The organism is Kineococcus xinjiangensis (genome assembly GCF_002934625.1).
Lineage (GTDB): Bacteria > Actinomycetota > Actinomycetes > Actinomycetales > Kineococcaceae > Kineococcus_A > Kineococcus_A xinjiangensis.
This window is the reverse complement of sequence record NZ_PTJD01000001.1, coordinates 289,674-315,824: the sequence shown is the minus strand read 5'-3', so window position 1 is coordinate 315,824 and position 26,151 is coordinate 289,674. Positions and strand designations below refer to the sequence as shown.

Here is a 26,151-nt window from a genome sequence, read left to right as displayed (position 1 = left end):
GCGAGGCCGGGGACGGGGGCCGCCCGGGCGTGCCGCCACGGTAGGAAGAGCGTGTTTCGGGGTGGTGCGCCTTCTGTTACCGCTGCCGCACGCCGCCCTCACAGCGCGGTCGGTGCCGGGTGAGCGCCGCGCAACATCGCCGCCACGGACGTGCGTCGATCCCCTCGGTCGCGGGTACGGGAGGAGTGCGGGTCGCCCAGGCCCCCGTGCAGCACGACCGGCCCGAGCCCACCGGACCCGGGCATGCCAGAGGAACCGCTTCCGAGGAGGTCCCGTGACCGACGACCGCGCGGCGCTGCCGCTGCCGGACTACGACCACCTGCCCGTCGCCACTCTCGGCGACCGCATCCGCTCGCTGGACGCGGACGCCCTGGGCACGCTCATCGCCTACGAGGAGGAGCACGGGGCGAGGGAGCCCGTCCTGACGATCCTGCGCGCCCGGGCCGGGCAGCTGGCACAGGGGGCCGAGCCGTCCGGCGGGGACCCCACCGCCGCGACGCCCGAGACGGCGGGCGCGCCCAGCGGGCCGCTGCTGGGTGAGAGCGGCGCCCCGCCGATGAACCCGCCGTCCCACGGCGTTCCCACCAACCCCGCGCAGCCGCGCCGCTGAGGTCGCCCGCACGTGAGGATCGCCTGCTCCCGCGGACCCCGGTCGGGGTCCGCGGGAGCAGGCGATGCGCGGTGGCCCTGAGCTCAGGGCCGGGGGTCGGTGCGCTGCCAGCGCCGCTCCGCCCGGCCCCCCGCGGCCGCGGAGCAGCGCGGGCACACCCAGCCCACCTCGTCGGCGACGCCGCCCGTGTCGGGCTGCACCTCGGACCAGGGGACGTGGCTGAAGCGGGTCAGTCCCGCGCGGTGCAGCGGCAGCCCGCAGACCGTCTGGTTCGTGCCCGGCTCCCAGGCGTGGACCTCGCCCGCGGGGGCGCGCACCCCCTCGTCGTCGGTCCAGGTGCCGCTGGCTGCGACCCTGGCGCCGCTGACCTTCGGTCTGCGTCCCCCCACCACCGCCGCTCCCTCCTGCGCACCGGGCGCGCGCGTCAGTCCCGCGGGTTGAGCTGCCCGGGGTCGGCGTCCGGCTCGCCCTCGTCCTCGCGAGCCCCGTCGCCGGTGTGCTGCCCGCGCAGGTCGCGGGGGTTGAGGCTGCCGGGGTCGGCGTCCTGGTCGCGGCCCTCGGCGTCGGTGGACGCCGTGGTGGCGCCGTGGTCGTCGGAGTGCTCCTCGGGCTTGTCGTGGTGCGTCATGTCCCTGCGGTACCCCGGGAGCCGCCGGTCACACCCGCGGTGGCCGCTGGGGGGCCGGTCTCCGCGGGTGGACCGCCGGGCGGTCCGCATGCCGAGACGCGGTGTCCACCTTGAGCGGGGGAGTGCGCCCCCCGCCGCGCCCGGCGCACCTAGACTCCGACCGTGAGCTCCGAGACCTCCGCAGCACCCGGGCAGGGCACCCCGACGAACGGCGGCGCCGACCCCGGCGTCGACATCAAGCCCCGCAGCCGCGACGTGACCGACGGCCTCGAGCGCGCCGCGGCCCGCGGCATGCTCCGCGCCGTCGGCATGGGCGACGAGGACTTCGCCAAGCCCCAGATCGGCGTCGCGAGCAGCTGGAACGAGATCACCCCGTGCAACCTCAGCCTCGACCGCCTCGCCAAGGAGGTGAAGGTGGGGGTGCGGGAGGCCGGCGGCTTCCCCATGGAGTTCGGCACGATCAGCGTCTCCGACGGCATCTCGATGGGGCACGAGGGCATGCACTTCTCCCTCGTCAGCCGCGAGGTCATCGCCGACTCGGTCGAGACGGTGATGAGCGCCGAGCGCCTCGACGGCTCCGTGCTGCTGGCGGGCTGCGACAAGTCGCTGCCCGGGATGATGATGGCCGCCGCCCGCCTCGACCTCGCCGCGGTCTTCCTCTACGCCGGCTCCATCCTGCCCGGCTACGCGAAGATGTCCGACGGCAGCGAGCGCGAGGTCACGATCATCGACGCCTTCGAGGCGGTCGGGGCGTGCGCGCGGGGGCTGATGTCGCGCGAGGACGTCGACGCCATCGAGCGGGCCATCTGCCCCGGTGAGGGCGCCTGCGGCGGCATGTACACGGCCAACACCATGGCGGCCTCGGCCGAGGCGCTCGGGATGTCCCTGCCGGGCAGCGCCGCCCCGCCCGCACCGGACCGCCGCCGCGACGGGTACGCCCGCGCGTCGGGGGAGGCCGTGGTGAACCTGCTGCGCAAGGGCATCACCGCGCGGCAGATCCTCACCAAGGAGGCGTTCGAGAACGCCATCGCCGTCGTGATGTCGCTGGGCGGGTCCACCAACGCCGTCCTGCACCTGCTGGCGATCGCCCACGAGGCCGAGGTGGACCTGACGCTGGAGGACTTCCAGCGCATCGGCGCCCGCGTGCCGCACCTGGGCGACCTCAAGCCCTTCGGGCGGCACGTGATGGCCGACATGGACCGCATCGGCGGGATCCCGGTGGTGATGCGCGCGCTGCTCGACGCGGGGCTCCTGCACGGCGACTGCCTCACCGTGACGGGGCGGACGATGGCGGAGAACCTGGCCGACATCGCCCCGCCGGACCCGGACGGCGTCGTGCTGCGGGCGCTGGACAACCCGATCCACGCCACCGGCGGCATCACGATCCTGTCCGGCAGCCTCGCGCCGGGCGGTGCGGTGGTGAAGAGCGCCGGATTCGACTCCGACGTGTTCGAGGGCACCGCCCGGGTCTTCGACCGCGAGCGCGCGGCGATGGATGCGCTGGAGGACGGCCGCATCACCGCCGGCGACGTCGTCGTCATCCGCTACGAGGGCCCCAAGGGTGGCCCCGGGATGCGGGAGATGCTCGCCATCACCGCCGCCATCAAGGGCGCGGGCCTGGGCAAGGACGTGCTGCTGCTCACCGACGGGCGCTTCTCCGGCGGCACGACGGGCCTGTGCGTGGGGCACGTGGCCCCGGAGGCCGTCGACGCGGGGCCGATCGCGTTCGTGCGCGACGGGGACCGCATCCGCCTCGACGTCGCCGCGGCGCGCCTGGACGTGCTGGTTGACGAGGCGGAGCTGGCGGCGCGCCGGGAGGGCTGGCAGCCGCTGCCGCCGGTCTACACCCGCGGCGTGCTGGCCAAGTACGCGCGCACGGTGCAGTCGGCCTCGGTCGGCGCGGTCTGCCTCTGACGTCCGGGCGGGCACGGCCCTGCGGGGCCGTGTCCGCCTTCTGGACGACTCGTCCACGATGTGAGACGAATCTGGGGCTCGGCTGACATCCCGCGCCGGCGCGGGATACGGTGTGCGGGTGCAGCTCCTCGTAGTACTCGGACAGCGCGCCGGCTGACATCCCGGCCGTGCGCGCGACCCCTCGTCATGCCCGCGGGCGGAGGGGTCTTTTCGCGTCCGGCCCCGAGCGGCCGGGCGCCCACCGTCCCGAGAGCCGCACGCCGACACCGCGACAGGAGCACCCGAGATGACCGCTCAGCACAGCAGCGCCGCCGACGGTGGCACCGCCGAGCGCAGCACCGGACAGGTCAGCGCAGGCCAGAGCCCCACCACCGCCCCGGCCCCCGAGCAGCGCCCCGGCGCGCTGCCCCTCGACCCGAAGCTCCCCGTAGCCGTCCTCACCGGGGCGCAGAGCCTCATCCGCTCCCTCGAGGCCGTCGGCGTCGACACCGTCTTCGGCCTGCCGGGCGGGGCGATCCTGCCCGCCTACGACCCGCTGATGGACTCCCCGCACCTGCGCCACATCCTCGTCCGCCACGAGCAGGGCGCCGGGCACGCGGCGCAGGGGTACGCGGTCGCCACCGGCAAGGTGGGCGTCTGCATGGCGACCTCGGGCCCTGGGGCCACCAACCTCGTCACGCCGATCGCCGACGCGAACATGGACTCCGTCCCGATGGTCGCGATCACCGGTCAGGTCGGCGCCTCCGCCATCGGCACCGACGCGTTCCAGGAAGCTGACATCTCCGGCATCACGGTGCCGATCACGAAGCACAACTACCTCGTGACCGACGCGGCGGAGATCCCCCGGGTCATCGCCGAGGCCTTCCACATCGCCGCCACCGGGCGTCCCGGCCCCGTCCTCGTCGACGTCGCGAAGAGCGCCCTGCAGGCCACGACGTCCTTCGAGTGGCCGGAGAAGGTGGACCTGCCGGGCTACCGGCCCACGGTGCGCCCGCACGGCAAGCAGGTGAAGGAGGCCGCCAAGCTGATCCTGGCCTCCCGCCGGCCGGTCCTCTACGTCGGCGGCGGCATGATCAAGGCGGACGCCTCCCCGGAGCTGCTCGCCCTGGCCGACCTCACCGGCATCCCCGCGGTCACCACGCTGATGGCGCGCGGTGCGCTGCCCGACTCGCACCCGGTCAACCTCGGCATGCCGGGGATGCACGGGACGGTCGCGGCCGTCACCGCCCTGCAGAAGGCCGACCTGCTCATCACCCTCGGCGCCCGCTTCGACGACCGCGTGACCGGGCTGCTGTCCTCGTTCGCCCCGGACGCGAAGGTCATCCACGCCGACATCGACCCCGCCGAGATCGGCAAGAACCGGGTCGTGGACGTGCCGATCGTCGGCGACGCGAAGCTCATCACCGGTGAGCTCGTGCGCGCCCTGGAGGCCGAGCTGGCCGACGGCGCCGCGCTCGACATCGCCGACTGGCAGGCGCAGACGAACGGCTGGAAGCGCACCTACCCCCTCGGCTACGCCGACGCCGAGGACGGCACCGTCGCCCCCCAGCACGTGATCTCCCGCATCGGCGCCATCGCCGGCCCCGACGCCCTCTACGTCGCCGGCGTCGGTCAGCACCAGATGTGGGCGGCGCAGTTCGTGCAGTACGAGAAGCCCCGCACCTGGCTGAACTCGGGCGGCCTCGGGACCATGGGCTACGCCGTGCCGGCGGCGATGGGCGCCAAGGTCGGGCGGCCCGACGCCGTGGTGTGGGCAATCGACGGCGACGGCTGCTTCCAGATGACCAACCAGGAGCTCGCCACCTGCACCCTGAACGACATCCCCGTCAAGGTGGCGATCATCAACAACTCCAGCCTCGGCATGGTGCGGCAGTGGCAGACGCTCTTCTACTCCGAGCGCTACTCCAACACGGACCTGCACTCCGGTGACCACTCCGGGCGCGGCATGGCGATCCCGGACTTCGTGAAGCTGGCGGAGGCCTACGGCTGCGTGGGCCTGCGCTGCGAGCGGCCCGAGGACGTCGACGCGACCATCGAGAAGGCCATGGCCATCAACGACGTCCCCGTCGTCGTCGACTTCCGGGTGCACCGGGACGCGATGGTGTGGCCGATGGTGGCCGCCGGGGTCAGCAACGACGCCATCCAGTACGCCCGGGGCATGAGCCCGGACTGGGACCGCGACGTCGACGGCGACCTGTACTCCAACGACTCCGGGACCGAGAAGGTGATCTCCTGATGAGCCAGCACACCCTGTCGGTCCTGGTGGAGGACAAGCCGGGCGTGCTGATGCGCGTCTCCTCCCTGTTCGCCCGGCGCGGCTTCAACATCCAGTCGCTCACCGTCGGCCCGACCGAGCGGCCGGACATCTCCCGCATGACCGTGGTCGTGGACGTGGAGAAGCAGCCGCTGGAGCAGGTCACGAAGCAGCTCAACAAGCTGGTGAACGTGCTCAAGATCGTCGAGCTGGACTCCGTCGCCTCGGTCGAGCGCGAGCTGATGCTCGTGAAGGTGCGGGCCGACGCCACCACCCGCGGCGAGGTCCTCGACGCGGTGCAGCTCTTCCGCGCCCACGTCGTCGACGTCTCCGTCGACGCGGTCACGGTGGAGGCGACGGGCAGTTCCGAGAAGCTGGCCGCGCTGCTGCGGATCCTGGAGCCCTTCGGCATCCGGGAGCTCGTGCAGTCCGGCACCGTGGCGCTCGCCCGCGGCGGCCGCTCGATCTCCGACCGTGCGCTGCGCACGGCCTGACACCGCACGGCCTGACACCGCACCGCCCGAACCGCACCGCCCGACGCGCGACCGTCCGCGCACCCGCACGGACCACGACCACCCGAACCGGACCCGGGCCAGCACGGAGCTGGACACCACCCGGGATGGCCCACACCTGAGGAGAGCCCGAAGTGGCTGAGATGTTCTACGACGACGACGCCGACCTCGCCGACATCATGGACCGCAAGGTCGCCGTGATCGGCTACGGCAGCCAGGGCCACGCGCACGCGCTGTCCCTGCGCGACTCCGGCGTCGACGTCCGCGTCGGCCTGAAGGAGGGCTCGAAGAGCCGCGCGAAGGCCCAGGACGAGGGCCTGCGCGTCGTGACGCCCGCGGAGGCCGCCGCCGAGGCCGACGTCATCATGATCCTGGTGCCGGACCACCTCCAGCGCGGCGTCTACGCGCAGGACATCGAGCCGAACCTCACCGCCGGCAAGGCGCTGTTCTTCAGCCACGGCTTCAACATCCGCTTCGGCTACATCAAGCCCCCGGCCGACGTCGACGTCGTCATGGTCGCCCCCAAGGGCCCCGGCCACCTCGTGCGCCGCGAGTACGTCGACGGCCGCGGCGTGCCCGTCATCGTCGCGGTGGAGCAGGACGCCACCGGCGGCGCCTGGAAGCTGGCGCTGGCCTACGCCAAGGCCATCGGCGGCCTGCGCGCCGGCGGCATCAAGACCACCTTCACCGAGGAGACCGAGACCGACCTCTTCGGCGAGCAGGCCGTCCTCTGCGGTGGCGCCTCCGCCCTCGTCCAGGCCGGTTTCGAGGTCCTCACCGAGGCCGGCTACCAGCCCGAGGTCGCCTACTTCGAGTGCCTGCACGAGCTCAAGCTCATCGTCGACCTCATGTACGAGGGCGGCATCGCCAAGCAGCGCTGGAGCGTCTCCGACACCGCCGAGTGGGGCGACTACGTCTCCGGCCCGCGCGTCATCGACGCCTCGGTGAAGGAGCGCATGAAGGACGTCCTCAAGGACATCCAGGACGGCTCCTTCGCCCGCCGCTTCATCGAGGACCAGGACGCCGGCGCGCCGGAGTTCAAGAAGCTGCGCGAGCAGGGCGAGCAGCACCCCATCGAGGCCACCGGCCGCGAGCTGCGCAAGCTCATGTCGTGGGTGAAGTCCGACGACTCCGACTACGTCGAGGGCACCGCCGCGCGCTGACCCGGCGCTGCACCCTCCACCGGCGCCCCGGTGCGGACCCCGTGTCCGCGCCGGGGCGCCGGTGCGTCCGCAGCCGGGACGCACCGGCCGGCCGTACAGGCTCAAGCAGCGGGGCGGACCTGCCGATGTTGCCACGGTGATCGCCTTCGCCCTCACGCCGATCACCTCGGTGCAGCAGCTCGACGTTCGTCGCGCTGCCCTGGCGGCGATGCCGGTGTCCCGCCTCCTCGGCATCGCCGGGCTGGCCGTGGCGCGGCAGGAGGAGGAGCTGCTCGCCGAGTTCGGCCTCGCCCTGACCGACTGGGCGGTCCTGCGGGAACTGGCCGAGGGCGGCGACGGGCAGCCGCTGGCTGCGATCGCCCGCTCGGCCGGGCTCGCGGCTGCGACGACGTCGGCGGTCGCCGCCCGCCTGGAGCGGGCGGAGCTGGTGCAGTGCCGCCGCGACCGGGCCCCCCGCGTCCTGCACCTCGAGCTGACCGAGGACGGGCGCGCGCGCGTCGCGGAGGTCGGCGCCGTGCTCAGCGGCCCCGCCGCGACGATGTCGGCCGCCCTGGCCACGGGCGGGCACGACACACTGGCGCACCTCCTCGTCCGGTTCCTCCTCGCCGCCGCCTGCGACCCGGTGGTCGCCGAGGCCGCCGGCCGCACCCACCCGGACGGCGTCGAGCGCGCCGCCTGAGTCGCGACCGCCCGGCAGCGGATCGGCTGGACCGCCCACGGGTGCCCGCGGCAGCGCCCGCGCCCGGCGGGATGCCACCGGGGTGCCGCCCGGGCATCCTGGGCCCATGCCGCGCCACCACCATCCGCCCATCCCTCGTCCGCGGGTCCACCCGGCATCGGGTGGTCCGGCGACGTGACGGGCGCGCTGTCCCTCCTCGCCCTGCAGGCCGCGGAGGAGGAGCTGGTCACCGGCGACATCACCTGGCACGAGGGGGTGCGCTCGGCAGCCGTGTTCGTCGCGGCCATCGCCGCCGCGGCGCTGCTGCGCTGGATCCTCGTCCGCGCCGTCGACCGCGGCGACGCCGACCGCCACATCGGCAGGCTGCTCGGGCGCTTCCTCAGCATCCTCGTCGTCTGCTTCGGGGCCGTCTACGCCCTCGGCATCCTGGGTGTGCGCATCGGCCCCCTGCTCGGGGCGCTCGGCGTCGGCGGCATCGCCATCGCCTTCGCCGCCCAGGACATCCTGCAGAACCTCATCGCCGGCATCCTGCTGCAGCTGCGCAGGCCCTTCCGGATCGGCGAGCAGGTCGGCAGCGGCGACTACGAGGGCGTCGTGGAGGACGTGAACCTGCGCACCGTCGTCCTCACCACCTACGACGGGCTCCGGGTGTACCTGCCCAACGCGGAGGTCCTGAAGAACCCGATCATCAACTACACGCGCACGCCGTTCAGCCGCACCGACCTGACCGTCGGCCTGGCCTACGACACCGACCTGGAGCAGGCGCAGCAGGTCCTGCTGGAGGCCTGCCGGGCCGCGGAGGGCGTCGCCGAGAAGCCCGGCGCGAGCGTGTGGGTCAACGCCTTCGCCGACTCCTCGATCGAGTTCGTGGTGCGCTACTGGCACCCGGCGGACATGGCGAGCCGCTGGCGCGTCCGCAGTGCGGTGGCCATGTCCGTCAAGCGGGCCCTCGACGCAGCCGGCATGACCATCCCCTTCCCGCAGCGGACGCTGTGGTTCGGGCCGGGCGGCACCACGTTGCAGATCGGCGACCGGAGCGAGGGCCGGGATCTCGCGGCCGGCGACGGGCGAACCGCCTCGCCAGGGGAGCGCCCAGTTCCGTAGGCGCGGGTGGAGGGCCTCGGCGGCTGGATGATCTTGCTCTCATGTCGGTTTGCGGATGTATGGGCGACGTCGTTGGAAGCTGGTTGAGTCATGTCAGGACGCCGTCGTGGAGGAGCATCTGGACGGCTGCGCTGGGATCGCGCTTGGTGGTGACTATGGCGCGTACGTCGCGGCCTCCTCGGCGCAGGGTCCACGACAGCTGCGCCAGGCCGTAGGTGTCCACCTGCACCCCGAGGTGGACACCGGCGACTTCAACGACGGTGAAGCTGCGTCGGTCATCGCGCTCGTTGCGGCAGCGAACCGCGGCCGTCCATGGGTGGCCGGCGTAGGGCTCGTGCAGCCACAGGAAGGTGGCGCCCCGGGAGAGAGCGTCGCCGGACTGCGCCTTCTCCCAGGGCAGGTCCACCGGCAGGTAGAACACGGCGACCGGCAGCGCGCACGCGTCGCCGGACCGCCTCGACTCCGAGGGCTTGCCGTAGCGGCCGTGCACCGCGAAGTGCTCCCGCACGGCGTCGCCGGCCAGGCTGGGCAGGGTGGGTGGGTCGAAGCCGAGGCGGTGCCAGACCGCGGACCTGGGCACCACGGCCCAGTCGTAGTCCAGGTGACCTGGCGACCTCGACCAACCCTGGTAGGACTCCGTCAGGGCGTCGTCGGGTACCAGTGCGGCCAGGGTGGCCTGCACCTGCGGAGGCAGTGGTGAACCGGAAGACGGGCCCACCGCCTCGGGTGGGGATGTCGAGGTCACCACCCCACCCTGCCGCCCGCATGCGACCACAGCCAGGAATCGCTCAGCCACATCGACAATTGCTGCGCTGCGGGCGCGATCATGAAGGCTGCTGAGCGTCCTCGCTCGCCGAGGAGTGCATCCGCGAGCGGTGATCCTCGCTTCACGATGCAGGCTGGCTCTTGAACAAGTACTTCACGATCGTCGTCAGCACACTCGCGACCACTGCAACCGCGGTCAGGTAGGTGCCGATGAGGAACATGACAGAACCCATGTCCCCCTGCCAGTAGCCGTGGTACTTCAAGGCCACCGTGAGGCCGACCAAGACCGAAGCGACGACGACCGGAACGCAGAGCCAGCCACCGATCCGCAGGTTGGCGACCACAGTGAGCGCCACCGTGGTCAGCAGCACGCCAGGCATCGGCCAGGTCGAGTCATCCGCCGGGAAGGTGAGCCACGCCGCCGCAGCGGCCGCACTCACGACCGCAGTCCCCAGAATCCATGACACCGGACGGCGAGCAGGACTTTCCGCCATTTCGCTCCTCCATCCACGGCCAGACCCGGCCATCGCTGGGCCGGGGTCCTCGAGAGTCAACCTCTTCGCAGCACCGTGACACAGGCCCTCGGCTCTCTAGGCCAGATCCACCTTCATCCACCCGTAAGCCACCACCGCGACGCACTCCCATGACGAGCTACTGGCGCGATCATGACCAGCCGGCAAACGCTCTCAATTGCCGATCTGCGGATGTCCGGTCACATGCGTCAGGTGTAGGTGCCGGGCTGGAAGCCCCGCTGGTCTATGAGGCTGCCTTGACCTGCCGCAGGACGCCGTCTGCCCCGACGAGCATCTCTGCCTGCCACACGATCGGCTCGCAGCCCTTCCCATTGGGTTGGTAGCGGACAGGAGTCACACCGACCGTGTCGTCCATCACCGTCCCCCCGGAGGCATCCAAGACCTGCAGCCGCGCCTGAACCGCGTCCTCCGTCAAGGCGTCAGCGCGGAAGAAGGGGGAAGTCCCGTCTGCCGGCTGCACGATGCGGGTATCGCACACCTCCTGGATGCAGGCAGTGACCTCCCAAGGTGCCCCGACGGTGGGCAACGCCGACAAGTCGAACGTCACCCCACTGTCAGCCCCGACATCCGTGCAGGACAGCGAGCTGCACGATGTTCCAGCGACTAGAACCAGCAGGGCCGTCGACACCCTCAGCAATCGCACACCAGCATGATCGGCTACGAGTCAGGAAGGGGCGAGGGGCAGCCCACGAACTTCCGACTTCGCCACTGATGAAGCGTGATCATGAGCGCTCGTGCCACGCCCCGCCGTGGTGAGGTGATCTTGCAGCTGTCAGGACGGCTGCAGCTCCGGCGCGATGTCCTGCAGGCGGGCTGGCACCGCCGTCTCGAGTCGTTCATCGGCGGCGATCTCGAAGAACGCGGTGTCGAGCTGGTCCCAGATGAGCGCGTCCTCGTCGGAGATGTCCTCCCAGCCGCTTGGGCGGAAGCGCAGGTACTCGTCCCGGGCACGGGCGACGAGCGCGGCGACGTCTGCCAGCCCGAGCCATCGGAAGCCCTCGATCGCATCGTCGACCGCGTGCATCCTCTCGTTGAAGAAGAGGTTCTCGATGCCTCCGACGACCAGTCCACCGTTCATGGCGATGCCGTGCAGGCCCATCACCGCCCCCAGGATGCGCAGTCCCGGGAGGGCTGAAGCGTCTTCCACCTCATACGCGTAGATGGCTCGGACGTTCAACGCGCCGATCAGCGGGGTGCCCATCAGCGACCTCCATTCCTGATCATGCTCAGGTGAGGCGCTCTCCGCATCGAAGACACCAGGGACTGTCCCGGAGGAGCTGGCTGCCACATGTAGTCACCGTTCACCCTGCACCACCGACCCCGATGCGTGTTGAGCTCAGCATCCGACTTCGCCGCGCTGAGTGCGCGATCATGACGGCCGGCGAACGTCCTCAATTGTCGATGAGCGAGCGGTCGGCGAGGTGCAAGGGACGCTTGACCATGCAGTGGCACTGGCGTTGTGGGCTTGTCTCGTCCAGGTGACAACCGGAGTGCTTCCGGCGTCGTCTTGTACTGGCGAGGCGCTATGGAAGGAGCCTGGTGGAGGACTCGTTCGAGCAGTTCGTCCGGGGCAGCACGACGCAGCTGCTGCGCACGGCGCTGTTGCTGACCGGGGAGCGAGGCGCTGCCGAGGACCTGGTGCAGGACGTGCTGGAGCGCACGTACCGGCACTGGCGGCGGGTGGAGGACCCCCACGCCTACGCCCGAGTCGTGATGGCGCGTCGCATCACCGACCGCTGGCGCATCGGTAGCCGTCGCGTGCGTGAGGTCCAGCTGCAGCAGTGGCACGACGAGCCGGTCAGCGATGGCACGCAGGCACGGGCCCAGCGCGCCGGGGTCGAGGCGCTGCTGCGTCAGCTGCCGCCGCGTCAGCGTGCGGTGGTGGTGCTGCGCTACTTCGAGGACTGGTCCGAGGCCCGTATCGCTGAGGAGCTGGGCTGCTCGGCGGGGACGGTGAAGAGCAACTGCTCTCGCGGGCTGAGCCGGCTACGGCAGCTGATGAGCGTGGAGGACAAGGCACGGGAGGCGGCACGATGATCGACTTCGAGCAGCAGCTGCGGCAGCGCATGCACGACGACACCCGCGAGGTGCAGGCAGCAGCGTGGCTGCCAGAGGCAGCACTGACCGGCGCGGTGCGAGCCAGGCGTCGTCACCGCCTGGCCTGGAGCGCGGCAGCGACCTCCACCGCTGTAGCCACGACCGCACTAATCCTGGCGCTACCAGGCACCGACGACAGCACCCGCCAGCTGATGCCGGCCGTCCCCTCCACCACGACCGCCACCACGAGCCCGGAGGACTTCACCGCCGGTGAGTTCACGCTGCCGCTGCCCGTGCCACTGCCAGACGATGCCCCCGATCGTCCCGGCATCGACAGCCATGACTGGCGCGGCCAGATCCGGGAGTCGATGCGGCGCTACCCGGACGCGTTCGTCGTGCCCGAGCAGCTACCGCCGCACATCGGGACGATGCAGGCCAACGTCTCCAACGGCCACCCGCTCATCACCATCGACTCCGAAGGCCCAGGGGTCACCATCTGCGTCGGCGACCTCGCCACCTGCCGCCACAGCGTGGGCACCGACTGGGAGATCATGACCAGCGCGGAGGTCGACTCCCGCACCTTCCACGTGTTCCTCAGCCCACCGGGCAAGCCCACCGACACCGGCCTGACGCTTCAGCAGCAGGAGTACTGGAGCACCGTGTCCTTCACCTCCGGCACCCCGGAGTGGATGGCTCCCCACGAGCCGAACGCCCCATGACCGGCTCCAGCGCGAAACGTCCGCCTTTGCCGCTGATGGGGCGCGATCATGAGCGACCAGTGACACCTCGCCAGGTCGGACGGGCAGTCGCCGCACCCGGAGATCAAGGAACCAGGTGCCTTCCGCATGACTGCCATGCTCGTGTCATGGAGGAGCACAGCTGGCACGGGAGACCACCCCACGACCTCGGGGTAATCGTGCACGGCCCCCTCATCCTCAGCCGTGCCCCTGACATCGCCGCTGGCCTACGAGCTGTCGTCGCCTACCCCAGTGGGCTGCACCTGATGCTCGCGTACCGCGCAGTGGGTGAGCGTGCCAACGACGCCCGAAGCTGGTCCTACGGCCGAGTGCGCCGCTACCCCGGCCCCACCAAGGACAACCCCTACTCCTTCCCCCACCTCCACGTCACCGTCAACGACCACGCCGGCCCGGCGCACACCCGCGGGGCGATGCACAACAGCGGCGACGACGCCTTCAGCGTCGATGCCTCCTACTGGATCGACGAGCTGCCCCGCGACGGGCGGGTGGGCATCGCGCTGGAATGGCCGCACGCCGGCCTCCCCCTCACCGAGACCGTCCTGACCTTGCAGGACCTCGACGACCTGGAGGACCGCGTCCTGCGTCTGGTCTGACGCAACGCACGCCCACGCCGCGCTGAGTGCGCGATCATGACAGCCGGCGAACGTCCTCAACTGTCGAAGAGCGGACTGTCCTCGCGGAGGCGGCAGGGTCGGTGAGGGCGGCGCTCAGCCGCGTCGGTAGCCCTCGGCCAGGCGTCCCCCGCTGTCGAGTAGGACGCCTTCCACGGCGTCCACCATCGGCTGTGCGTCGCCGGTGCTCGTGACGTGGTGGTGCGCCTGCAGCAGCCGCTCGGCCAGGGCTGGGGCTGCGGCGCGCAGGCGCCGGAGGAGCCACTTGCCCTGCCCGCGCCACTGCCGCTGAGTGATCAGGTGCAGCTCCGCCGCCTCCAGAAGCACCGCGGCGGCGATCACCTGCCGCTCACCTGGGTCGGTGGCGTCGCGGAGGTCGTCGACGGCCCCGGTCAGGCGGTAGCGACGCAGCAGCAACTCCTCGCCGCTGACAGGCGGTGGTCCGGCGGCGAGGAAGACGCGGGCGTCGTGCTGCATGCGCTGCCCGGTCTGCTCGCCGTGCAGCAGCAGGCCGTGGGCGCACATGTGGGCCAGGGTGCAGCGGCCGGCGGTGGCGTCGATGTCCCACCATCGGCGCACCTCATCGCCGGTGTAGGCGAAGACCTCCACCACCTGCCCCTGGTGCAGCAGCGTCTCGCGGAAAGATCCGCCGCTGCCGTTGAGGACGACCACGATGTCAAGGTCTGAGGTGGGCGTGGCCTCTCCGCGGGCGCTGCTACCGGCCAAGACCGCTGCCACCGCCTCGGGGTAGCGGTGATCGACCACGGCGCGAGCGGCGAGCACGGGATCCACCTCGCCATCCTCCCCAACGCCAGAGGCGGACTGCGACACGATTGCTGCCAGCTCATGGCGCTGGCGGTCGGGATCACGAGCGGCCGCAGACGCACGCGTCTTCCGACCTGCGTGCGTTCACGGAGCCGCCTGGAAGGCGCGGATGAGGGCGTTGGCGTCGGGGTGGTCCTGGGGGCGGTGACCGTGGCCGGTGAGCACCTCGTGCCTGGCGCTGAGCTCCGCCAGGGCCTGGGCTGTCTCCTCGTACAGCGGTAGCCAGCCCCCGGTGATGACGAGCGTCGGCGTCTGCTCGACCACCGTCGGGTCCAGGTCGACCGCCCAGGGGGCCGGTACCGTGCGCAGCCGTCGCAGCGCCAGCAGATGCTCCGGCGTCTCGGCCGGTGGCGCGGGTGCTCCCAGGGCGGCGAAGAAGCGCCTGGCGTACTCCACGTCGTCGACGCCGGGGTCGCCGGCGCGGGCGAGGGCCGGGGCCATGGCGCTGACGTGCTCCTCCACCGCCGCGCGGCCACGGGCCAGGGCGAAGCAGGCCGGCTCCAGCAGCACCAAGCTGCGAACCCGGCCCGGCGATCGCTGGGCGGCCAGCAGCGCCGCCAGCGCTCCACCGGAGTGAGCCACCACGTCGAGGGACGTCCATGCACGGGCGAGGATCGCCTCGAGCTGGCTGTCCACGAAGTCCGCCGCGAGTGGGCCGGGCGTGGTCACCTGCTCCCGCCAGTCCAGCCACACCGCCCCGGCGAAGCCCGGTGCATCGCGTTGGGCGGACCACGCGGCGGCACCCCCACGACCGGCACCGTGCACGAAGATCGTCACCATCGGGACAGACTGCACGATCACCGACGGCCGAACATCCGCAATCGATGTACTCAGTGCGCGATCCGGGGTGTCCGATCACGCTGCACCACAGCGATGACCGCAACACCACTCGCACGTCCGGTCAGGATGAGCCGTCCACGGTCGCGAGCACGACGGGGGTCTCCTGGCCGGGCCACGTCCCGCTCAGCGACGCGTCGGCCGCCGGAGTCGTGGCGACGAGGACCCGGGGCAGGGTGAGCCTGACGCCGGCGTGGATGGTCGTCGTCGTCCCGTGGTGGCTGACTACCGGCGCCGTCAGAGCCGGGACGTCGGCCGAGGACCAGGATCCGCTGCCCCGCACGTGTGTCGTCGCCGGTTCCAGCACCAGTCCTCCGTCGGTGGCGGCGTACAGGTCGGCGTGGCGGCCGCCGGTGAGGATCGCCCTGACCAGGGCGGTCACGTAGACGGGGTCGTGGCAGCCGTCGTAGATCCAGCGGTTCCCGAGCGTGGTGTGCGTCATGGTGGTGATCAGCGAGCCTTCGGCCCCCACCCTCGGAGCACCTCGGTACGTCAGCGGCACCTGCAGGACCCGGCCGTCGTCGGTGGAGAGCAGGTGCGTCTCCATCCCGACCTCGCCGTCGGGGTCGTCGAAGCGGTAGGAGCCGAGCCTGGTGACGGTGGAGACGTCGGCGCCGCCGAGCCACGGCTGGTGGGGTACCCATGCCTGCAGCAGTTCCAGCTTGGTGGGGACGATCGTCGCAGGGTGGTGGACAGCCATCGCCGAAGTCTGCCAGGCGAACCGATCTGCCGGTCGTGACGCCGGCTGCGCGCGACCACGCCGCCTGAGCCCTCCCCGATGAGCGAGCGCGGCTCGTCAGCCGTCGCGCACGCAGGGGCGGCGATCCATCGACTCGTCCACCTCACTGCGGGCTGAGGCCAGCAGTTCCGGCAGGTCGCCTGCTCGGATGAACTGCTCCAGCGTCCCCGCTCCTCGAGGAAGCGTCCCCACGCCGCGTCGAGCAACCGCAGCACGCTGACGAGGATGGTGCAGCCGGGGCGGGTCAGTCCCACCAGAAGGACCAGGAGCGCGCGTCGACGAGGGAGCGGGCGCAGAGGTGCAGGTCGGTGTTCTCGTCGTGAGAGACGACGTGCTCGGCTGCGATCGGCAGCGCTTCCTCGAAGGTCCGGGGAGGCGCTGCGACGCTGAGGTGGAGGTGGGCGAAACCCACGCCGACGACCCGAGCGCCGAAGCGCTCCTCCCAGGAGCGCACCACCGCCGAGAGTTCGGCGATGTCGTCCACGAACTGCATCGGCCCGCCCCAGCCGACGGCGGTCAGGGCTTCGGCTCCGCGCTCGGCGGCCACCAGCCCCAGCCGTGGCGCAGGACGCAGCGTTCGGCGCAGTTCCTCGGCACGGGCGTCAGCCACCCGGTCGGGGTCATCGCGCAGCGGCAGCGCCGGCGCCAGACCCGGCCACCGCCGGTCGTAGGGGGCCATGGACTGCAGGACATCGGGATCGCCCCAGTCCTCCCAGCCGTGCCACTCCCACCACGTGCTCAGCACCGCCTCCGCGGAGTGATCTCCCGGGGTCGACCGCTCCGCGGGCGGGCTCAGTTCCCCCGCGACCCACGGCCGTCGCTCGTCCTCGCCCTCACCCAGGCCGTGCAACAACAACGGCCACAGCCCCGTCCGGGCGTGCTCCGCCCGCAGCGCCGCCCACGCCCCGGGCTCGGCCGGGCCCCGGCTCAGCCACAGCACCGGTTCGTGCAGTTCTCCTCCATCGGGGCGCACGAGGTCCCCGGCCTGCAACGGCACCGGAAGCACCCGCTCCCCATGCCCGCCCGTACCCAGCAGGTCCAGCGGGTCGGCAGGCGGCCCCGCCGAAGGTGCGGACGCGGCGACGGCCGGTGCATCCTCCTGCCGCCTCCAGGGCGCCCACCACGGCATCGCACCATGCTGCCACCGAGCCTCGATCGATCAGCCGACCGACGTCCGCCACCGCCGCAGCGCGGGCCCCGGCATGAACCGGCGTGGACGTGCCGCGATCCTCTGGTTGTCTTCGCTGGTGCACCGAGTGGTCGCTGGAGACCTGATCGAGGCAGACCGCGTGCTGCTCGCCCTGCGCAGCGCCCGACGCCGCGCCTACCCCAAGGCCTGGGCTCTGCCCGGAGGACACCTGGAACCGGGAGAGTCCGAGGTGGAGACCCTACGCCGAGAGCTGCGCGAGGAGCTGCGCATCGACGTCCGCGACCATGACAGGGAGCCCGCTTCCCGGCTGCCCCTGGCCGGTGCGGGTCCGGCGCCGAGCTGCACCTGCGCACATCCTCAGCACCAGCAGATGCTGCAGGGCGTCCTCAGCCATCCAGACGATCACTGAGCCACGCGACCCGCCCCTCCGAACGTCCGCAGTCGGCGCGATGACGGCGCGATCCTCGACCCGTCGGAGGTCTTCTCCGCTCGGAGGGATGACCTGATCCAGTCCCGCAGCGCGTGTTCAGCGGACACGGGGTCGGAGCCGAGAGGATGGGTGGATGCTCGTCTCCGCGTCCGTGCCGCACCACCTCAGGCGCATGCAGAAGATGCGTCGCGCCCTGCTGCCGGCACTCGCGCTGATCGCGCTGAGCGGGTGCAACAGTCCGAGCAACGTGCCTGGCGCTCAGTCGAGCTCACCCGCGCCGGCAGCCAGCGCACAGGACCCCGCGGCGGAGGTGGACTCGCAGACCGCGACGCCGGGCACCGCGAGTGCCCCGGCCACCGGCGTCCCTCCGCAGAACGGCCCGGTGCCGCCCTGCCCACCTCCAGAGGCCGACACCCTCCCCGAGGGCGCCACCTGGCTGTGCATCGGCCCTGTGCCCGCAGAGGAGGCTGCGCAGGCCCACCGCGACCGGCTCGCCCGCCAGGGGATCACCGAGCCTCCACTGACACCGGAGGAGGCGACCCGCCTGCACGAGCAGCGCCAGCGCGACCTCGCAGCAGGCGGCGACGCCGCGCAGTGACCTGTCGATCGCCAGGGCTCTGGTCTCGGGTCTTCATCCGCTGTCGGGCATGACGCGGTGGGTCTCGCGACGCTGTACGAGCCGACGCGGACCCACCACACGCCGTTGACGCGGTCACGGTGTCAAGGCTGGGGAAGGTGGAGCGCCGCGAGTCGCTGCAGCACGCCGATGACGTGCGCCAGGTCGTGCCAGACGACCACCTCCGCCTTCTCGCCCTCCTCATCGGGTCGTCCGGCGGCCAGCTCCCGCACGACGTCGAGGTCGTCCACCACGCTCCCGAGCGTGCATGCTTCCCCGTCCGACACCGTGTCCGGTCGTAGACGCTCTCAGGGGCAGCACGTGGTACAGGTCCGCGTCCAGGTCGACGACGTCACGGTGGCGGCGCTGCACCTCACCGAGCACCCGGTCCGGCGCCGCACGAAGAACGGTCATCGCCGCCCAGCCGGCCCGACCACGGTCGGTCCGGAGCGCTCCCTCGATCCGCGGGCGGGACCACCCCTCTCAGCCGAGGCGGCCCCGCCGGCGGATCAGGCCGCCAGCGCCACGACGGGGGAGACCCGCGCCGCCCGCCGCGCCGGCAGCACCGAGGAGAGCACCCCCGCGGCCGTGGCGGCCACGACCACCCCGCCCACCTGCAGCCACGGCACGTCCAGCACGACCTCACCCGACAGGCCGAACACCGACGTCGTGCCGAGCAGGCCGTAGGCCGTGCCGAGCGCCACCCCCAGCACCGCCGCCACCCCGGACACCAGCACCGCCTCCCAGGCGAGGGTCGCGCGCAGCTGCCGGCGGGTCAGGCCCAGCGCCCGCAGCAGCCCCGACTCCTGCCGCCGCTCCACCACCGACAGCGCCAGGGTGTTGCCGACCCCGATGAGGGCGATGACCACCGCGACCGCGAGCAGGCCCGTCACCACGAGCAGCATCGTGGTGAGGACGCCGTCGAGCGCGGCCCGTTCGGTGACCACGCCGTGGACGATCGCGCCCGGATCGGCCGTCCCGACGAGCGACTCCAGCTCGATGACCAGCTCCGTCTGCGCCTGCGCGTCCAGGCCGTCGTCGAGGCGCACCCACAGCGCCGCCGGCGTCGCGTCCGGGTCGAGGCCGCGCAGGTCGGCGGCGGTGAGCACGAGGAACGTCTCCGTCTCGGGATCGATCCGGACCCGGAACTCCCGGGCCGGTGAGCCCGCGCTCACCGTGCCGCCGTCGCGCACGTCGACGAGCTTCGCGGCCTGACGCGACAGCACTGCCACGCCCGGCTCGGGCTGCGGCGCGCCGGCGGGGGAGCGCAGCACCGGCGCCACCTCCGCCGCCTCCACGCCGTAGGCGGTCCAGCCCTCGAACGGGCCGCCCGTCACGTCCCCGCGCAGCACGGCGGCGGCCGCGTCCACCCCGTCCACCGCCCGGACCCGCTCCAGCAGCCCGCCCGGCAGCCCCTCCGGGGACTCCACCACCACGTCCGCGGGGTACATCGCGTCGAGCTGGCCGTCCGCGGTGGCCCGCGTGGAGGAGGCGCCCACGACCATCGTCGTCGTGAGGGTCACGCCGATGAGCAGCGCCGTCGCGGTCGCGGCGGTGCGCCGCGGGTTGCGCAGCGCGTTGCCCGCGGCGAGGCGGCCGGGAACTCCACCCACCGGCCCCACGAGGCGCCCGGCCAGCGCCACCACCGGCGGCACGGCCCGCTGGGCCAGCAGCAGCACCCCCAGGAAGCTGCCGAGGCCCGCGCCCACCGCCGGCACGAGCTGCCCCACCGCCGCGAACAGCAGCAGCGCCGCGGTCGAGGGCAGGAACAGCAGCAGTCCCGCGACCAGCCGGAGCAGCCCGCCCCCGGAGCGCAGCGGCGCCGGGTCCAGCGGCCGCAGCGCCGCCAGCGGCGACACCCGGGTCGCCGCCCGCGCGGGCAGCAGCGCGGAGACGACCGTGACGCCGACCCCGAGCAGCAGGCCGATCCCCACCGCAGACGGCGGCACGACGACGGTGCCCAGGGGGATGGGGGAGTCGGTGCCCGCCACGACCGCGGACACCACGGCGGCCAGCCCGATGCCGCCGGCGATCCCCAGCACCGAGGCCACCAGGCCCATCGCCGCAGCCTCGGCCAGCACCCCGCGCCGCACCTGCCGCGAGTGCGCGCCCACGCAGCGCAGCAGCGCCAGCTCCCGGGTCCGCTGCGCCAGCAGCACCGCGAAGGTGTTGGCGATGACCAGGCCCGCGACGACGACCGCGACGGCCGCGAAGGACAGCAGGACGGCGGCCAGCCCCGCCGCCTCCCCGGTGTACGCGGCGGCGATCTCCTCGGCGGTCTCCTCCCCCGAGAGGACGGTGACGGGCGCGCCGGCCAGGGCGCGGGCGGCCTCCACGCGCACCCGGTCCGGATCCGTCCCCGCGGCCGCGGTGAGGCGCACGGCGTCGGGGGTGCCGCCGGCGGTCCGCACGTCCGGTTCCAGGGCGAAGAGGCGCCCGCCCAAACCCGCCGACGGGTCCCCGCGCAGGTCGACGACGCCGACGACGCGCAGCTCGTGGGGGCGCGTCCCCTGGGTGGTGCCGCCGTCGGGGGCCTCCTCGACCGGGCCCGGCACGTCGAGGACGATCGTGGTGCCGACCGCTGCGCCGGTGCGCTCGGAGACGGCGACCTCGCCGGCGCGCTCGGGGAGCCGGCCGGAGGAGGTCCGCTGCCAGCGCAGCGGGCCGGGTGCGGCGACGGACTCGACGGCCACGAAGTGGCTGCCCTGCCGTCCCTCGATGCGCGCGGTGGAGTGGGCGCTCGTGTCGAGGCTGAGGGCCGCGGTCCCGGGCAGCGCCTGGAGCCGGGCGGCGGCCGACCGCAGCGCCTGCGCCTGCGGGTCCTCGCCCGGTGCGGTCGCCCCGTCCGTGCCGTCACCGGTCGAGAGCTCCTCCACCGGCGCCGCCGCAGTGGGGTCGAAGCGCACCACCACGTCGCTGCCCACGTACTGGGCACCCACCGCCTGCAGCATGCTCGCGCGGGTGCTGGCGTTGAGGGTCAGCGTCGCCACCACGAAGGCGACGGCGATGACGACGGCGAGCCCGGAGGCGACGAGCCTGCCGGTGTGGGCGCGCAGCTGCGCCCAGGTGAGCTGCAGCACGGCTCAGCCCCTCCCGGCTGCGGCGAGGCGACCGACCGCGGCCAGCCCGGCGAGGGCCTCCAGGACGTCGTCCGGCGTGGGGTCCAGCAGCTCCCCGGCCAGTTCCCCGTCGGCGAGCAGGACGACGCGGTCCGCGTAGGAGGCCGCCACCGGGTCGTGGGTCACCATGACGACCGTCTGGCCGGTCTCGCGGACGCTGCTGCGCAGCAGGTCCAGCACCTCCGCCCCCGCGCGGGAGTCGAGGTTGCCGGTCGGCTCGTCGGCGAACACCACGTCCGGCCGCGACAGCAGCGCACGGGCGACGGCGACCCGCTGCTGCTGCCCGCCCGACAGCTCCGCGGGCCGGTGGGAGAGGCGCTCGGTGAGGCCGAGGCGCTCGACGACGTCGCGCATCCACGTCCGGTCCGGGCGGCGCCCCGCCAGCTCCAGGGGCAGCAGCAGGTTCTCCTCCGCGGTCAGCACCGGCAGGAGGTTGAACGCCTGGAACACGAAGCCGATGCGGTCGCGGCGCAGCTCGGTGAGCTGGCGGTCTCGCAGCGCGGTGAGCTCCGTGCCGCCCAGCCACACCTGGCCGGAGGTGGCGGTGTCGAGCCCTGCGAGGCAGTGCATGAGCGTGGACTTGCCCGAGCCGGACGGGCCCATGATGGCCGTGAAGGCACCCCGGCCGAACGCGACGTCCACCCCGGCGAGGGCGGTCACGGCCGCCTCGCCCCGGCCGTAGACCTTGCGCAGTCCCACGGCGCGCACGGCCGCGGAGTCCTCGGTGAGAGCGGCCGTGGGCGCCGACCCCGGCGATGACACGGTGGGGGGCATGCGGACCTCCTGCGTCGCAACACTTCCCGCTCACCGCACGACGCGGTGGCGTGCTGCAGACGCTAGGTGCGGGGCCGTGGGCGCCGCGTCGGCCCGCGAGTGGATCTCCGCCGGCGCGCTCCCTGGTGCCGCAGACGGAGGCCCGCCCCCGCTGCGTCCACCCGTGGGTGGATGCAGCGGGGGCGGGCCTCGCGCTCTGGGTCCGTCAGACGAGCGGGGCGCCAGTGGCGACCGGCCGGGCCCGGCCGGCGCCGACCGCACTGCGGGCGGTGGCGCGGTTCCGCAGCACGAGCATGGCGGCGAGGAAGAGGATCGTCCCGGTCATCTCCAGGACCTCCTCGGTGAACATCAGGTAGACGTACCCGGTGGCCTTCACGTCACCGTTCCACTGGATGGCCTCCAGGAACTGGGACGTGACCCAGCACGCTCCGCCGAGCAGCAGCAGCTGGAACGAGAGCCGGTTCCGGGCCCGCAGCGCGCGGGCCAGCATGACCCCCACGACGAGGCCCAGGACGGCGAGCGGGGAGTAGAGGATCTGCCAGTCCACGCCGGTGTTGTGCTCGATCGTCTCGTGGATGACGAGCACCTCGTCGGCCGCCAGGAAGAGCAGGAGCCCGCCGAAGGCGGCGCACCAGACGCTGACGTGCCGCTGGGCGAGCGCCGCCGTCGCGGCGGCGATGATGAGCAGCGCCGACCAGGCGGCCGGGACGCCGCGCTCCAGGTCGAGGTGGAGCAACCGGGACGCCGGCGTCTCGTGGTGCAGCACGACGGCGGCCGCCGCACCCAGCACGGCGACGACGGCCGAGCCCGCCACGGCGACGCGGAGGAGGGGCTCGGAGGAGAGCTGCCGTACGTGAGACCCGGGCGAAACGTGCGTGAACATGGGGTGAACCTTTCACCCCCGGACCACTTCTGCCAAGCGCGTCACGAGGCGCATCGGCACCGCTGCGGAGCGTGAGGAACGCACCCTCCGGCGGCCCCTACGGCAGCTCCGCGTGCAGAGCCTCCAGGGCCTCGGCGACACCCGCGCGCCACGACGTGAACGGCGTCGCCTCGATCCTCCGGCGCCCGCCACTGCCGCGGTGCCGCCAGGTGCCGACGACCCGGCCGTCGTCCACGACCGTGGCGCGGAACACCCCGTTGCCGCCGGGCACGATGCGCTCGGCGAACTCCGGGGCGACGGTGGCGCTGCGGTCGGCGTAGCCCAGGACGAGCTCGTCGAAGCCGGGCAGCAGCAGGAGGCCGCGGGCCTGCGCCCGGCAGGACGCCAGGCGGTCGGGCGTCGCCGGGTCGAGGAGGTGCTCGACGCCCTCGACGTCCAGGCGCAACAACCGGTCGCCGGCCGCGGCGATCCCCGCGCGCACGTCGGCGGCGGTCAGCCCCGCCCAGCGCGCGAGGTCGCGGGCGGTCGCCGGGCCGTGGGAGCGGAAGTAGCGCTCGGCCCACCGCGCCAGGGCCTCCTCGCGCGAGACCCGCGAGGGGTTCGGGATCCACCGCTCGGCCAGGACCACGAGCTGCTCCGGATTCCCGCTCGCCGCGCGCCGGGCGGCGAGCGGGCCGAAGCACAGCAGCCCGCGCAGCGCGAGGTGCAGCAGCAGGTGGTAGCCGCGGCCGGCGCCGACCGCCAGGCCCGCCGCCGCCCAGGCGCCCAGCAGGTCGTCGCGTCGCAGCCCGCCGCCGGGGAGCGCCTCCTCGGCGACCTCCCGGGCGCGGGCGAGCTCGGCGTCGCCCAGGCCGAGCTCCGCGCGCCGCCGCGCCGTGCCGGCGAGGGTCCGCTCCGCCGTCAGCTCCAGGACCATCGGCAGGTCCGCCGCCGCGACCAGGTGCAGGGTGCCGCGCATCGGCCAGGCGCGGACCACCTCCCCCGCGTCGAGGGACGCCTCGACCGGGCCGCGGTCGCGGACCGCCGTGCGCAGGGCCACGGAGGTCAGGGCACCGGGGAGGTCCTGCGCCTGGACCGCGCCCAGCTCCCGCACCGCCTCGGCGGCGGTGGGCGCAGGAGGACCGGCGAGCCGGTGCGCGACCAGCCGCAGCAGCGCCACCTCGGACGGCGGTGCGGAGAGGGGCACCCGGCCTCCAGGGGGCTCGCTGGGCGGAGCTCGGCGGGGCGACGCCCCGCCGCCACGGTAGACCGGGGGCCCGACGCGCCGGCGCCTCGTGCAGTGCCCGGTCGGGCACCGCCCGAGGCGCCGGTCGGCCGCTCTCAGGAGACCGAGATCACCCGCACGTCGTCCACGGCGGCCTCGACCAGGGACGCGGTCGAGGCGTCGGTGGCCTCCACGACGATCCGGACGCTCTGCCCCGCGAAGGCGCTGAGGTCGGCCGTCGTCGCCGCCCAGGCGGCGTCCACGTCGGTGGCCGAGCCGCGGCGGTCCAGAACCACGCTGCTGCCGCCGGAGCCGACGACGCGCACCCGCAGGCCGTCGGCGCTGGAGGAGTTCGACCCGTGCGCGAGGTAGGAGTTCAGGGTCAGCCGGTAGGAGCGGCCGCCGGTCAGGGCGATGGCCGGTGACTGCGCGCTGGTCGTCCCGCCGTCCACGTCGTGGGCGCCGGCCGACGTCCCCGCCAGGGGGCCGGTGACCAGGTCGAACGAGCCGCTGGTGGTGGTGCCCAGCTGCTTGGCGCCGCTGGAGTCCACCTGCTCGGGGTTGGCGCGCGTCCACTGCCCCGCTGTCGCCGTGTCCGTGCCGGCGGCGTTGACCGTCCACCCCCGTGCGGACTCGAAGTCGTCGCCGAACAGGACCGTCTCGGTGCCGCCGGTCCCGCCGCAGTACTGCGACTGCTTCCCGATGACCCGGTACACGCAGTCGGAGGCCTCCAGGAACCTCAGCACCGCCTCCCGGTTGCGGGCGGTCTCACGGCCGATGACGCTCGCCGGCGGGTAGAAGCCCCCACCGGCGGAGTCCTTCGGGTACATCTCGAAGGTGTAGGTGAAGATGCGCTCCTGACCCCACAGCCAGTCGTCGATCCCGCCGTCGGTGACGTACAGGTCGCTGGCCTGCTCGGCGGTGTAGCCGTTGGTGGCGGCCATCTGCCGGCCCAGGGTGGCGTAGGTGCTCTGGTCGTCGGTGGTCAGGCCGGGCGCGGTGTCGGCGGCGGTGTAGCCGTAGGGCCACAGGATGAGCTCGCCGTAGGCGTGGAAGTCCAGGTGGGACTTGATCTGCTGCACCCCGCCGACGCGCCGCGAGGTGACGAAGTTCGACAGGGCGCGCGTCTCCGGCGCAGAGAAGGCGCTGGGGCCGCGGTAGGTGTCGGAGGAGGGGCTCGTCGAGGAGCCGTTGCAGCAGCCCCACTTGTAGGCCCAGTTCCGGTTCAGGTCCGTGCCGACGTAGCTCGAGCCGGAGTTCGGCTGCCGGTTCTTGCGCCACATCCGGTACTGCCCGGTGGCGACGTCGTACTCCACCCCGTCGGGGTTGACCATGAAGGTGATCCAGACCTCGCGGCCGTCGACGAGGTTCTTGATGCGGCTGTCGGTGGAGTACTTCGACGTCAACTCGTCCAGCAGGTAGAGGCACATCTCCACCGTCAGGTGCTCCCGCGCGTGCTGGTTGCACGTGAACAGGACCTCGGGCTCGTTCTCGTCGGTGCCGACGTTGTCGGAGATCTTCGCGGTCCACAGCTCACGGCCCTCGTAGGACCTGCCGATGGAGGTCCGCGACACCAGCGACGGGTACCGGGAGACGGCCGCCGAGACGCGGGCACTCATCTCGGAGTAGGTGCTGTAGGCGGCGTCGGCGGCGGGGAAGTCCTGGGTGGAGAACCGCTCCTCCACCTCGAAGCCGAGGCGCTGCAGGGCGCGCGCCTCGTTCGTCGTGGCGGTGACGACGACCCGGGCGTGGTCGGCCTCCAGGATCGCCGCGCCCGTCGCGGCGACCGCGGAGCGATCAGCGCTGGTGCGCGCGCCGTCCACCACGTAGGTGCGCAGGTCGCGCCGCTCCGCGGGAGGGCCGGCGGCCTCGGAGGGGAGGGAGGAGAGCAGGGGCAGGGCGATCGCTGCGGCGGCGGCCGTCGCGATCCCCCAGGCGGGGCGTCGGGGCATGGGGGTTCCTTCACGCGAGGACCCTGCGGCACTGCAGGCTGCCCGACCGCAGGA

At 73.0% G+C, this 26,151-nt stretch carries 28 protein-coding genes; 12 read left to right on the top strand and 16 right to left on the bottom strand.

Going from position 1 to position 26,151, the window contains the following annotated elements; genetic code table 11:
• The first annotated feature begins 274 nt into the window (after window positions 1–274).
• Window positions 275–610: a DUF8129 domain-containing protein gene (locus tag CLV92_RS01500; protein ID WP_104430988.1), complete on the top strand. Its 336-nt coding sequence runs from the start codon at window positions 275–277 to the stop codon at window positions 608–610.
• Between the two features lie 83 nt (window positions 611–693).
• On the opposite strand, the gene CLV92_RS01495 is transcribed toward CLV92_RS01500, so the two are convergent.
• A complete protein-coding gene (locus tag CLV92_RS01495; RefSeq protein WP_104431269.1) occupies window positions 694–999 on the bottom strand; it encodes a hypothetical protein in 306 nt (101 codons plus the stop codon).
• Window positions 1,000–1,034: 35 nt separating this feature from the next.
• A complete protein-coding gene (locus tag CLV92_RS01490) occupies window positions 1,035–1,238 on the bottom strand; it encodes a hypothetical protein (RefSeq protein WP_104430987.1) in 204 nt (67 codons plus the stop codon).
• 234 nt (window positions 1,239–1,472) lie between these two features.
• On the opposite strand from CLV92_RS01490, the gene ilvD reads away from it, so the two are divergent.
• The 6 genes from ilvD to CLV92_RS01460 all read left to right on the top strand — a co-directional run bounded on the left by ilvD (window position 1,473) and on the right by CLV92_RS01460 (window position 8,864).
• Complete coding sequence (gene ilvD, locus CLV92_RS01485) at window positions 1,473–3,152, top strand: dihydroxy-acid dehydratase (RefSeq protein ID WP_342762175.1); 1,680 nt, start codon at window positions 1,473–1,475, stop codon at window positions 3,150–3,152.
• 286 nt (window positions 3,153–3,438) lie between these two features.
• The gene (locus tag CLV92_RS01480) at window positions 3,439–5,388 is read left to right on the top strand and encodes an acetolactate synthase large subunit (RefSeq protein ID WP_104430985.1); all 1,950 of its coding nucleotides are present in this window, start codon (window positions 3,439–3,441) and stop codon (window positions 5,386–5,388) included.
• A complete protein-coding gene (gene ilvN, locus CLV92_RS01475; RefSeq protein WP_104430984.1) occupies window positions 5,388–5,900 on the top strand; it encodes an acetolactate synthase small subunit in 513 nt (170 codons plus the stop codon). Before CLV92_RS01480 ends, ilvN begins: the two co-directional genes overlap by 1 nt.
• Window positions 5,901–6,052: 152 nt before the next feature.
• A complete protein-coding gene (gene ilvC, locus CLV92_RS01470; protein ID WP_104430983.1) occupies window positions 6,053–7,081 on the top strand; it encodes a ketol-acid reductoisomerase in 1,029 nt (342 codons plus the stop codon).
• Window positions 7,082–7,217: 136 nt separating this feature from the next.
• The gene (locus CLV92_RS01465; RefSeq protein WP_104430982.1) at window positions 7,218–7,760 is read left to right on the top strand and encodes a MarR family winged helix-turn-helix transcriptional regulator; all 543 of its coding nucleotides are present in this window, start codon (window positions 7,218–7,220) and stop codon (window positions 7,758–7,760) included.
• Window positions 7,761–7,934: 174 nt separating this feature from the next.
• Window positions 7,935–8,864, top strand: a complete 930-nt coding sequence (locus tag CLV92_RS01460; RefSeq protein ID WP_158257092.1) for a mechanosensitive ion channel family protein — start codon at window positions 7,935–7,937, stop codon at window positions 8,862–8,864.
• 88 nt (window positions 8,865–8,952) lie between these two features.
• Here the strand turns inward: CLV92_RS01460 and CLV92_RS01455 are convergent, their stop codons facing one another.
• The 4 genes from CLV92_RS01455 to CLV92_RS01440 form a co-directional block, all read right to left on the bottom strand.
• Complete coding sequence (locus CLV92_RS01455) at window positions 8,953–9,546, bottom strand: hypothetical protein (protein WP_104430980.1); 594 nt, start codon at window positions 9,544–9,546, stop codon at window positions 8,953–8,955.
• A 205-nt stretch (window positions 9,547–9,751) separates the two neighbouring features.
• Window positions 9,752–10,069, bottom strand: a complete 318-nt coding sequence (locus CLV92_RS01450) for a hypothetical protein (RefSeq protein WP_146099372.1) — start codon at window positions 10,067–10,069, stop codon at window positions 9,752–9,754.
• A 316-nt stretch (window positions 10,070–10,385) separates the two neighbouring features.
• Window positions 10,386–10,709, bottom strand: a complete 324-nt coding sequence (locus CLV92_RS01445; protein ID WP_104430978.1) for a hypothetical protein — start codon at window positions 10,707–10,709, stop codon at window positions 10,386–10,388.
• Window positions 10,710–10,934: 225 nt separating this feature from the next.
• On the bottom strand, window positions 10,935–11,363 hold the full coding sequence (locus CLV92_RS01440; RefSeq protein WP_104430977.1) for a DMP19 family protein: 429 nt from the start codon (window positions 11,361–11,363) through the stop codon (window positions 10,935–10,937).
• A 338-nt stretch (window positions 11,364–11,701) separates the two neighbouring features.
• Between CLV92_RS01440 and CLV92_RS01435 the strand changes: the two genes are divergently transcribed.
• From CLV92_RS01435 to CLV92_RS01425, 3 genes are all read left to right on the top strand, one after another.
• Complete coding sequence (locus CLV92_RS01435) at window positions 11,702–12,199, top strand: SigE family RNA polymerase sigma factor (RefSeq protein WP_211290757.1); 498 nt, start codon at window positions 11,702–11,704, stop codon at window positions 12,197–12,199.
• A complete protein-coding gene (locus tag CLV92_RS01430; protein WP_104430975.1) occupies window positions 12,196–12,918 on the top strand; it encodes a hypothetical protein in 723 nt (240 codons plus the stop codon). The genes CLV92_RS01435 and CLV92_RS01430 overlap by 4 nt, the downstream gene beginning before the upstream one ends.
• Before the next feature lie 302 nt (window positions 12,919–13,220).
• A complete protein-coding gene (locus CLV92_RS01425; RefSeq protein ID WP_158257091.1) occupies window positions 13,221–13,550 on the top strand; it encodes a hypothetical protein in 330 nt (109 codons plus the stop codon).
• Between the two features lie 114 nt (window positions 13,551–13,664).
• Here the strand turns inward: CLV92_RS01425 and CLV92_RS01420 are convergent, their stop codons facing one another.
• The 4 genes from CLV92_RS01420 to CLV92_RS01405 all read right to left on the bottom strand — a co-directional run bounded on the left by CLV92_RS01420 (window position 13,665) and on the right by CLV92_RS01405 (window position 16,966).
• Complete coding sequence (locus CLV92_RS01420; protein ID WP_146099370.1) at window positions 13,665–14,360, bottom strand: nucleotidyltransferase domain-containing protein; 696 nt, start codon at window positions 14,358–14,360, stop codon at window positions 13,665–13,667.
• 117 nt (window positions 14,361–14,477) lie between these two features.
• Window positions 14,478–15,173 carry a hypothetical protein gene (locus CLV92_RS01415; protein WP_104430972.1) on the bottom strand — a complete coding sequence of 232 codons (696 nt, stop codon included), beginning with the start codon at window positions 15,171–15,173 and terminating at the stop codon, window positions 14,478–14,480.
• A 121-nt stretch (window positions 15,174–15,294) separates the two neighbouring features.
• A complete protein-coding gene (locus CLV92_RS01410; protein ID WP_104430971.1) occupies window positions 15,295–15,930 on the bottom strand; it encodes a CG0192-related protein in 636 nt (211 codons plus the stop codon).
• A gap of 283 nt (window positions 15,931–16,213) precedes the next feature.
• Window positions 16,214–16,966, bottom strand: a complete 753-nt coding sequence (locus CLV92_RS01405) for a DUF4253 domain-containing protein (protein ID WP_158257090.1) — start codon at window positions 16,964–16,966, stop codon at window positions 16,214–16,216.
• A 205-nt stretch (window positions 16,967–17,171) separates the two neighbouring features.
• Here CLV92_RS01405 and CLV92_RS01400 point away from each other — a divergent pair, with 205 nt between their 5' ends.
• Both CLV92_RS01400 and CLV92_RS01395 read left to right on the top strand, forming a co-directional pair.
• Window positions 17,172–17,528 carry an NUDIX domain-containing protein gene (locus tag CLV92_RS01400; RefSeq protein ID WP_104430969.1) on the top strand — a complete coding sequence of 119 codons (357 nt, stop codon included), beginning with the start codon at window positions 17,172–17,174 and terminating at the stop codon, window positions 17,526–17,528.
• A 154-nt stretch (window positions 17,529–17,682) separates the two neighbouring features.
• Entirely contained in the window at window positions 17,683–18,147 is a 465-nt protein-coding gene (locus CLV92_RS01395) for a lipoprotein (RefSeq protein WP_104430968.1), read from the top strand.
• Window positions 18,148–18,269: 122 nt separating this feature from the next.
• Here CLV92_RS01395 and CLV92_RS21230 read toward each other — a convergent pair whose 3' ends face one another.
• The 6 genes from CLV92_RS21230 to CLV92_RS01370 form a co-directional block, all read right to left on the bottom strand.
• Window positions 18,270–18,419 carry a hypothetical protein gene (locus CLV92_RS21230; protein WP_158257089.1) on the bottom strand — a complete coding sequence of 50 codons (150 nt, stop codon included), beginning with the start codon at window positions 18,417–18,419 and terminating at the stop codon, window positions 18,270–18,272.
• 255 nt (window positions 18,420–18,674) lie between these two features.
• Entirely contained in the window at window positions 18,675–21,245 is a 2,571-nt protein-coding gene (locus CLV92_RS01390) for an ABC transporter permease (RefSeq protein WP_104430967.1), read from the bottom strand.
• Between the two features lie 3 nt (window positions 21,246–21,248).
• Window positions 21,249–22,058: an ABC transporter ATP-binding protein gene (locus tag CLV92_RS01385; protein ID WP_104430966.1), complete on the bottom strand. Its 810-nt coding sequence runs from the start codon at window positions 22,056–22,058 to the stop codon at window positions 21,249–21,251.
• Window positions 22,059–22,263: 205 nt separating this feature from the next.
• Complete coding sequence (locus CLV92_RS01380; RefSeq protein ID WP_104430965.1) at window positions 22,264–22,941, bottom strand: hypothetical protein; 678 nt, start codon at window positions 22,939–22,941, stop codon at window positions 22,264–22,266.
• A gap of 97 nt (window positions 22,942–23,038) precedes the next feature.
• Entirely contained in the window at window positions 23,039–24,127 is a 1,089-nt protein-coding gene (locus tag CLV92_RS01375) for a winged helix DNA-binding domain-containing protein (protein ID WP_211290755.1), read from the bottom strand.
• Window positions 24,128–24,261: 134 nt separating this feature from the next.
• Window positions 24,262–26,097 (bottom strand): M14 family metallopeptidase, encoded by a 1,836-nt coding sequence (locus tag CLV92_RS01370; RefSeq protein ID WP_104430964.1) that lies wholly within the window; start codon window positions 26,095–26,097, stop codon window positions 24,262–24,264.
• Window positions 26,098–26,151 lie beyond the last annotated feature (54 nt).